Annotated in this window: 9 protein-coding genes; 3 read left to right on the top strand and 6 right to left on the bottom strand. The window is 63.6% G+C overall.

Annotated elements, in window-relative coordinates:
- The 3 genes from DL899_RS10795 to DL899_RS10785 all read left to right on the top strand — a co-directional run.
- A partial coding sequence (locus DL899_RS10795; protein WP_239494679.1) for a LysE family translocator occupies positions 1-581 on the top strand: 581 nt, incomplete at its 5' end.
- A gap of 174 nt (positions 582-755) precedes the next feature.
- Entirely contained in the window at positions 756-1754 is a 999-nt protein-coding gene (locus DL899_RS10790; RefSeq protein ID WP_111734357.1) for a LysR family transcriptional regulator, read from the top strand.
- Positions 1747-3000 carry a tetratricopeptide repeat protein gene (locus DL899_RS10785; RefSeq protein ID WP_111734356.1) on the top strand — a complete coding sequence of 418 codons (1254 nt, stop codon included), beginning with the start codon at positions 1747-1749 and terminating at the stop codon, positions 2998-3000. Before DL899_RS10790 ends, DL899_RS10785 begins: the two co-directional genes overlap by 8 nt.
- 15 nt (positions 3001-3015) lie before the next feature.
- Here the strand turns inward: DL899_RS10785 and DL899_RS10780 are convergent, their stop codons facing one another.
- The 6 genes from DL899_RS10780 to trbL form a co-directional block, all read right to left on the bottom strand.
- A complete protein-coding gene (locus DL899_RS10780) occupies positions 3016-3519 on the bottom strand; it encodes a MaoC family dehydratase (RefSeq protein WP_239494678.1) in 504 nt (167 codons plus the stop codon).
- Positions 3520-3677: 158 nt separating this feature from the next.
- Positions 3678-3911, bottom strand: coding sequence for a DUF2274 domain-containing protein (locus tag DL899_RS10775; RefSeq protein WP_111734354.1), 234 nt, complete (start codon positions 3909-3911; stop codon positions 3678-3680).
- Positions 3912-3913: 2 nt separating this feature from the next.
- Complete coding sequence (locus DL899_RS10770) at positions 3914-5035, bottom strand: TraB/TrbI/VirB10 family type IV secretion system protein (protein WP_111734353.1); 1122 nt, start codon at positions 5033-5035, stop codon at positions 3914-3916.
- Entirely contained in the window at positions 5032-6060 is a 1029-nt protein-coding gene (trbG, locus tag DL899_RS10765) for a P-type conjugative transfer protein TrbG (protein WP_111734352.1), read from the bottom strand. The genes DL899_RS10770 and trbG overlap by 4 nt, the downstream gene beginning before the upstream one ends.
- Complete coding sequence (gene trbF / locus DL899_RS10760) at positions 6057-6746, bottom strand: conjugal transfer protein TrbF (RefSeq protein ID WP_111734351.1); 690 nt, start codon at positions 6744-6746, stop codon at positions 6057-6059. The genes trbG and trbF overlap by 4 nt, the downstream gene beginning before the upstream one ends.
- Positions 6743-8095, bottom strand: a complete 1353-nt coding sequence (gene trbL / locus DL899_RS10755; protein WP_111734350.1) for a P-type conjugative transfer protein TrbL — start codon at positions 8093-8095, stop codon at positions 6743-6745. Before trbL ends, trbF begins: the two co-directional genes overlap by 4 nt.
- Position 8096: the final 1 nt, after the last annotated feature.

The following is an 8096-nucleotide window of genomic DNA, read 5'->3' as shown; positions in this document are numbered from 1 at the left end:
AAAATCACACCACGTGCCACAACAACGATCCCACGAAATCTACCGCTTCGCGATACAAAACGCCTTGTTTTGTTGACCTGCGCCAAACGAAATCCGGAAAAATCAGCCGCGAACTGTCGAAGTTGGGCGGCCTGGGGCTAGCGACCGTCATCGCTACCTCCGCCGATGCCCTGAGCGTCGTAAAATGGGCCGGCACCCTCTATCTCCTGTGGATCGGCCTGCGTACGCTTCGGCGATCCATGAAGCCCATATCGCACTCCGCTTCTCGACGGGCCTCTCTTCGGACCCTTTGGCTGCAAGGCTTCGTAACCTCGGCGGCCAACCCCAAGGCCGTGGTCTTCTTCGCCGCGCTGTTTCCCCAGTTCATTGACCCGGCGCTGCCGTTCTGGCCGCAGTTTCTGGTTCTGTCGGCCACCTATATCGCAATGGACGGTGCGTTCCTGACCGGATACGGGGCTGGCGCGCATTGGTTCTCCCAACGACTGAAGGGTGAGGCCCGTCGTTGGCTGGACCGGATCGGAGGCAGCTGCATTATCCTGGCAGCGGTTCTCCTGGGGATGAAGAACGCCGCCAGCCGGTAAGGTCGCTACTCCTCTCGGACGGAAATTCAACGCCGGGTGAGACATTCTCACTACGCATGATGCGAGAGGTTTTTCATGATGATCAGGCGTTGCATGAGAAGGCGCTGAAGCAAGCAAGCAGCCAGCCCCCCGCTTCCGAACGCAGGTTTCGGCTGCAGGTTCGGAGGTGGCTTCATGATTGAACTGCGTCAACTACACCAATTGATCGCTATCGCCGAGTTTCGAAGCCTGCGCGCGGCCGCCGAAGCTCTGGATGTACAACAGTCGACGCTAAGCCGCACCGTCCGGGCCATTGAGGATGAGCTTGGCGCGATACTTCTGGAGAGGCGCCATAGCGGCGTCGAGTTCACTGAGGCCGGGCAGGCTTTCCTTCGCGATGCCAAATCAGCGATCGAACTGCTCGAACGTGCGCAGCGACATGCCAGGCTTGCTGGTCGAGGAAAAACCGGAAGTCTCACGATCGGGATTCAGACCTCGTTGGGCACCGGCTTCCTCAAGGACCTGCTCCGGCGATACGCGTGCGCCCATCCCCAGGTTCTGCTCAGCGCAGTCGACGGCGCAACGAGAGAACATGTCAGGCTCGTCGCAGCGGGCTCTCTGGACATCGCCTTCGTGACCGATTGCGAGATCCCGTCGAATTGCGATCACGCACAGCTGTGGCAGGAAGAAGTTTTCGTTGTCACCTCGAAGACCCATGCACTGTCTGGCATGCCCGCTGTCAGTTGGTCCTCGATGCGGCACGAACGGGTCCTCGTAACCGTCGCCGCGCCAGGTCCCGAGGTCGAGAGCTTTATTCGCGGCGTTCTGGCGGTAGAAGATGATTGCGGCTTCAAGGTCGATCGGATCGATGCGACCCAGGAGATGCTTCTGGATCTGGTCGCCCTGAACCAGGGCGTTACGGTGGCCGTTTCCTCCTGGCAGCGACCGGATGATCGGGAACTTTCCTATCTTCCGGTAAACGAGCCCAAAAACAGCGTGGCCTTCAATGCAATCTGGAATCGGGCGAACGGCAATCCGGCGCTCCGGCGGCTCATAACTGCCGCACATATCTGCGCCGGACGGCACCGCCGGGGCACGTCCGACTGGCTGTCCGCGCAACACTCCATCGGTAAGGACGGCATCTCGGGTCAACGAGTTGCCATGCCCTCCAAAGGGTCCTCGCGTGATGGATAGGATCAAGCTTTGCCGTACCGCCGAAGCTCTGAACGCCTATGCCGCTGGACGTTATTCGGCGGCGGAAACCGTCTGCGTGCGCACTCTGATGGATTACCCTAACGACCCGGACCTGCTTCACCTGCTCGGGGTCGCACGGCTCGCTCATGGTAGCATCACTGCGGCTATCGAGGCCCTTGAGGCCGCCTGCGTACATGCACCGGTACCCTCGTCGGAAGCTTACAACAATCTCGGCATAGCTCTTCGCAAGGGGCAGCGGCCTGAAGACGCAATTGCGGCCTTCAGGAAGGCCATCGAAACACGGTCCGGATATGCGGAAGCGATGTACAATTTGGCTGTCACCTCAATGGATCTGGCCGATTTTGCTACTGCAGCCGACCTTCTCGCCGAAGTCACCGCTGCCAGTCCTGAAGATGCGCGGGCGCATTTCGCTTTGGCAGACGCTTTAATCGCCCTGAACGATCTTGACGCGGCAGCTCTGTCATTGCGTCGCTACCTGCGCCTCGCCCCCGGAGACGAGCAAGGCGCTGAACTGCTTCTTGCATTCATTGATAAGGGGGCAGTTCCAGCTAGCGCATCCCCCGCCTTTCTGCGCGACCTCTACCGACAAAAGGCGAAGAATTGGGATCTGGTCCCAGGCTATTTCGCGCATCGTCATGTCCTGGATGCCGTTCTCCGCCACGCTTCTCCACCCTTCCTCTCAGTCCTCGATGCTGGATGTGGCACGGGCCTATCCGGCGCCGGCTTCCGCGCGATGACCCAGCATATGACGGGGGTCGACGTCTCACCGGACATGCTTGAGGGCGCACGCGCGAAGGGCATCTATGACCTTCTGAACGAGGAGGATCTGCTTTCTCTCCTGACCCGGCATCCAGACCGCTTCGACCTGATCGTCTCGGCGGCGGCACTCATCCATTTCGGGGACCTGAACCCCGTCCTCGAAGCAGTGTGGCTGGCCCTTCGGCCGGAAGGAACATTCGCTTTCACCACCTATTCATATGACGGTTCCGACCCAACAGCCTTTGGTGCGTCGAGCTATCGGGAACTCGCAAAGGCGGGATGTTTCGCGCATGGCAGCGCGTACCTGGCTGACCAATTCGAAACCTACGGTTTCGAGATCTGCGAAGTCAGCGAGATCATCCATGAGCAAAGCTCCACGCAGAAAATCCCGGGTTTCGTCGCGGTGCTGCGCAAGAGGAACGGTGTTGAAAGCCCCCTGATCAACAGCCCCTTGCCGTGCCGATAACCTGAGCAATCCCGTCTATTGCCTGGATGCGGAAGGTCTCTTCCCGATGATGTTCATCGCCTTGAAGCTGGCGACCACCTCGTCGCGCTGGTTCACCGCCTCCACAAAAGAATGCACCAGCCCCCTGTCCGCCTTAGTTCTTGACGGTCGGGCTTCTGTGATCGTGATCCTCACCTGGAGCTGATCGCCCGGACGTACGGGCACAGACCACCGCACTTCATCCACGCCCGGAGAGGCCATACTTGCAACGGTGGTCAGGTAGTGTTCCACGAAGAGCCTCATCATCACGCCAATCGTGTGCCAGCCACTGGCAATGATCCCACGAAATGGGCCGTTCTCTGCGGCGTCCCGATCCATGTGGATTGGCTGCGGATCAAACTGGGTGGCAAATTCGATGATTTCGTTTTCGTGAACCTCCACTCCGCCAAACTGGAAACAACTTCCGGGGACGTAGTCCTCAAAATAACGCGCATCCCTGGGGACATCGAAGGACATCTGAACTGGGGGGTCTTGGCTCATGTCTCGCACCTTCATCCATTAAGGAAGCGGGGCACGGCATTCACCGCAGCCCCGCTCAGCTCAGCTCAGTTCGCGCGAGCTGAGTTCGATTGCTGGCAATATCAGCCGGGTCAGCCCATCGCGCGAGTGAAAATACATTCACTCAGCGTGAGCTTCCTTCACGCTTCGCTCCCGGGGGACACGCGCCTCGCCTTCGCAAACCCGCGATCCGTCGCCATGAAGCGCTCCAGCATCGGCACGATGAGCCGGACAGGGTCGGCGGCGGCCTGGCCGCTATCGCGGGCGAGGATTTCGGCGTAGGCGACAAGATCGCGATGAACGGACGCCGGCAGTTCCACTGTCACCTTCACCGGCTTGTCATCGGGCAGCGGCCCCAGCTTCAGTTTCGACATGATCAACCTCCTGCCGGTTCGAATACCAGATCGCGGGTGACGATGATCCTGACCGGGAAACCCGGACGAATGGTCAGCGTTGGCGCGACCTGCAGCTGACGCTGGATGATCTGCTGACCGGCCTGGTTGATCGTATCCACAGCGCCATCGCGGATCGCCTGGACCAGGCGGTCTTCGTCATCGGTGGCGAGGTCCGCGCCGATCGCGAGCAGCGTGGACAGACCCGCTGCGCGCATAAGATCCCACCAGTGGTAGTCAACGCCATCCTCGAGGCCGGCATAGCCGCTCGCATCCGCACCCGGCAGACGTTCGAGAACGATGGACCGGCCTCCGGGAAGGATCAGGCGGTTCCAGACCAGCAGCACGCGTCGCTGGCCGAACGTCACACCGTCATCGTATTGGCCGATGATACGGGTTCCCTGTGGGATCAACAGCAGCGATCCGGTCGGGCTGTCATAGACGTTCTCGGTGACCTGTGCGGTGATCTGCCCCGGGAGATCGGAGCGAATGCCGGTGATCAGCGCGGCCGGGATCACCGCTCCGGCCTGAAGGATGTACGGCGAGGCTGGTGGCTGAATGCGATCCGATGCGACGGTTTGCCGGTCCACCGGACCGTTGAGGAAAGCCGTATGCCGGCTGCCCTCGGGTTGTTCGGTGCCGCCCAGGCCCGGAAGGTTCACGCCGACCCCGGCCGTCGTCGCCCTGCCAGACGCCGTCTGAAAGAAGACACCGCTCAGACGCGCGGTTTCCTCCTCTGCCCTGCGGCGCTCCGCTTCCGGATCGACGGTCGGGCCCACAATCGGCGGAGGGGTCACGGGCACTCCGCGCTCCTGCGCATCGAGGATCGGCCGCCCGAGGTCACCGGGCAGTGCAGGTCCCAGAACCGGCCCGGTATAGTCGGACGGCAATCCTTCCAGGCCGTCCGCAGCCGGTCGGTTGTCGATGGAGTAGAGTTCTCCACCTCCCGGCCCGGCCTCGCGGGTCTGGAGCGCATAGATCAGCGCCCCGGCGATGCCGAACAGGGCGAGAGCTCCGACACCGGCCAGAACCTTGCGCGACAGCCTGGTCACGCGCGGAGGATCGGGGCGCAGACGCATCGGAGCTGCAGGATCAGTTTCAGTCATGACGCCCCTCCCCTTCGCGCATCCCCCTCCGTCCTTGCATCCGCCTCGCGCTCTTCCATGCGCAGGATCCGGACCACCTGCTGGCGGTCTCCTGCGCCCAGCCGGAGCTCGGCGGCGCCGAAGAGGCGATCCACGATCAGAACGTTCCGGTGAATGCGGCTGTTGACGATCTGCGGCTCTCCGTCCGCGCCGAGCACGAAGAGCGGCGGCATCTCGCCCTGGGCGATGCCAGCCGGGAAGACGACATAGACGCGACGGCCATCGTCGAAGACAGAAACCGGGCGCCAGGGCGGGCTCTCACCCTGAATCTGCAGGCCGTAACGATGATTGCGGGCCGAGGGCGCCGGGATGGCCGGCGCGGTCGCCACAGCCTGTCGCCCTCTACGCGGCGCTGCCGGATAGGCCCAGGCGACCGAGGGCATGTAGAGCGCCTCTCGGGCACGCAGCTCGACCATGTACACCCGCCTGTCAGTGCTGATCACCAGATTGGTCGAGATGTCGTCCCGCGTCGGTTTGACGAGGATGTGGACGCGGGCGGAGGACCCGGACCCGCTCTCCGTGTCGCCGATGATCCAGCGCGTGGTATCTCCCGCGGCGATCGGGCCTGCGCCGGTCAGACGTTCGCCCGGCTCGAGTGCGATGTTGGTGATCTGACCCGGCGCGGCATAGACCTGATAGAGGGCTCCTTCCGACCAGGGGTAGATCTGGATCGCATTGTAATAGCCCTCGCGGCGCGGCTCGACCCGGGCGGCAGCATTGGCGTTTTCGATACGGCCGGTCGGTGTGCCCGCCGCCGCTCCGCCATGCGCCACTGTCCAGACCGGCGGCGTGTGCAGGGGCCGAGGACGTTCCTCGGCAGCCGAGGCGGGCGGAGTGGGCAGCGGCGGCACGGACTCGTCGTATCTGAATTCTGGCACCGGGTTACTGGCGCACCCCGCCAGCACGGATGCGGATAGCAGCAGGGCCACCAACATCGGCGCCCTGACGCCCGGAGACCTGGTTGCATGAAGATGCAGTTTAGTCATTGGCTCATCTCCCGCGACCAGGAGATCGCATTGACATAGATTCCGAGCGGATTGGCGCGCAGGCGCTCGGCGCTGCGCGGGGTCTGGATCACGACGGTCAGGATCGCGGTCCAGCGCTCGGTCGTGGAAAGCTGGCCGTTTTCGTAGTGGCGTTCGGTCCAGGCGACGCGGAACGATCCCGGCGAGGCCCGGATCACGGAGGACACCTCGACGGCGATCTGTTGACGGCCGACGAGGGTAAACGGGTCGTTGGCGCGGGCATAGTCGTTCAGCGCGGCCGCGCCACGGTCCGTGGTGAACTCATAGGCGCGCAACCAGTTCTGCCGCACGATAATCGGATCGGCGGGGATCGACCGGACCTGTTCGATGAAACGACCCAAATGGAAGGCGATCTGCGGATCGGTCGGCTCGTAATCGGCCGAGGCCGGGGCGACAGCCTGGGCCTCGCCGAGTGCGTCGACCTGAACGACCCAGGGCACGACGGTGCCGCGTGCGGATTGCCAGACCAGGGCACCAGCAAATCCCGCCGCGAGGATCAGGCTGCCGAAGGCCATGTAGCGCCAGTTGCGAGCCTGGACGCAGGCGGTGCCGATACGCTCGTCCCAGACCTGCGCAGCCCTCTGGTAAGGCGTCTCTGGCTGAGGTGTCTTGCCATAATGCGTGGCAGAACGCCTGAAGAGGTTCATGAGCGGTCCCTTTCGGAGAGATTGACGGAGGAGCCCGAGCCGTGGCTGTCGCCCGACCGGACGGCATGGGCGGCAGCTCGGACGCCATGGCTCACGGCCTGGTTATGGCGCATGCGCTTTGCCCAGGCTGGCGGGCCTTCAGAGGAGGACGGGTCGGAACTGCCAGGCTCGGGTGTCGCTCCGCCGACCGTGCCCATCGAGGTGGTTCCGCCGGTCGCCGCAACACTGCCCTTGACGCCCTCGGCGTAGCTGGACTGGATGCCGCCAGCCGCGCGAGAGGACGCCTTCTTGAGCGGTGATGCCGCGGCAGCGGCCCCGGCGCGCGCGACACCAGCCATCCCGCCGGCGAGACCTCCTCCGCCCATCGAGCCGAGCGTGTATGCGCTCGAGGCAGCGCCCGCCGCGGTGGCGCCGCCGCGAGCGAGGGCGGCACCACCGGAGAGCGCGGACCCGGCCCCGCGCGCTGCGAGCATGGTCGCCCCTCCCGCCCCGATCGCAGCGCCACCAACGGCAAGGCCGGTGCCTATGGCCGCCCCCGCGCTGAGTTGGGGCCCGCCGGACACCAGACCCGAGGCGATGCCGGGACCGAATATACCGAGACCCAGCAGAGACAGGGCGGCCAGCACAATCGCCATGGCATCATCGATGGTCGGCGTCACGCCGCCGAAGCCAGCGGTGAACTGGCCGAAGAGCGTCGATCCGATGCCGATGATCACGGCCAGGACGAGAACCTTGATACCGGACGAGATGACGTTGCCAAGCACGCGCTCGGCCATGAAGGCGGTCTTGCCGAAGAGGCCGAAGGGGATCAGTACGAAGCCTGCGAGGGTCGTGAGCTTGAACTCGATCAGGGTGACGAAGAGCTGCACCGCGAGGATGAAGAAGGCGAGGATCACCAGCGCCCAGGCGAAGAACAGGCAGAGGATCTGGACGAGGTTCTCGAAGACCGCGACCCAGCCCATCAGATCGGAGATGCTTTCGAGCAGCGGTCGCCCGGCCTCGAGCCCGGTCTGGGCGACGCGGCCGGGGCGCAGAAGATCGGCGGCGGAAAACCCGGTGCCCGAGGCCATCAGACCAAGGCCCGCGAAGCTCTCGAAGACGATCCGGGCGAGGTTGTTCCAGTTGGAGATGATATAGGCGAAGACCCCGACAAAGAGCGTCTTCTTCACCAGTCGGGCGATGATGTCGTCATCGGCACCCCAGGCCCAGAACAGCGCCGCCAGCGTCACGTCGATGACGATCAGCGTGGTGGCGATGAAGGCGACCTCGCCGCCGAGCAGCCCAAACCCGCTGTCGATATAGCTGGTGAAGATGCCCAGAAAGTTGTCGATGACGCCGGTCCCGCCCATG

Origin of the sequence: Roseovarius amoyensis, from assembly GCF_003260265.1 — a bacterium.
In the GTDB taxonomy this organism is placed as follows: Bacteria; Pseudomonadota; Alphaproteobacteria; order Rhodobacterales; family Rhodobacteraceae; genus Roseovarius; species Roseovarius amoyensis.
This window is presented reverse-complemented; position numbering and strand designations above follow the sequence as displayed.

Coding starts and splice junctions, on each gene's coding strand:
- DL899_RS10790 (WP_111734357.1), top strand. CDS start 756: ATGATTGAACTGCGTCAACTACACCAATTGATCGCTATCGCCGAGTTT.
- DL899_RS10785 (WP_111734356.1), top strand. CDS start 1,747: ATGGATAGGATCAAGCTTTGCCGTACCGCCGAAGCTCTGAACGCCTAT.
- DL899_RS10780 (WP_239494678.1), bottom strand. CDS start 3,519: ATGAGCCAAGACCCCCCAGTTCAGATGTCCTTCGATGTCCCCAGGGAT.
- DL899_RS10775 (WP_111734354.1), bottom strand. CDS start 3,911: ATGTCGAAACTGAAGCTGGGGCCGCTGCCCGATGACAAGCCGGTGAAG.
- DL899_RS10770 (WP_111734353.1), bottom strand. CDS start 5,035: ATGACTGAAACTGATCCTGCAGCTCCGATGCGTCTGCGCCCCGATCCT.
- trbG (WP_111734352.1), bottom strand. CDS start 6,060: ATGACTAAACTGCATCTTCATGCAACCAGGTCTCCGGGCGTCAGGGCG.
- trbF (WP_111734351.1), bottom strand. CDS start 6,746: ATGAACCTCTTCAGGCGTTCTGCCACGCATTATGGCAAGACACCTCAG.
- trbL (WP_111734350.1), bottom strand. CDS start 8,095: ATGGGCGGGACCGGCGTCATCGACAACTTTCTGGGCATCTTCACCAGC.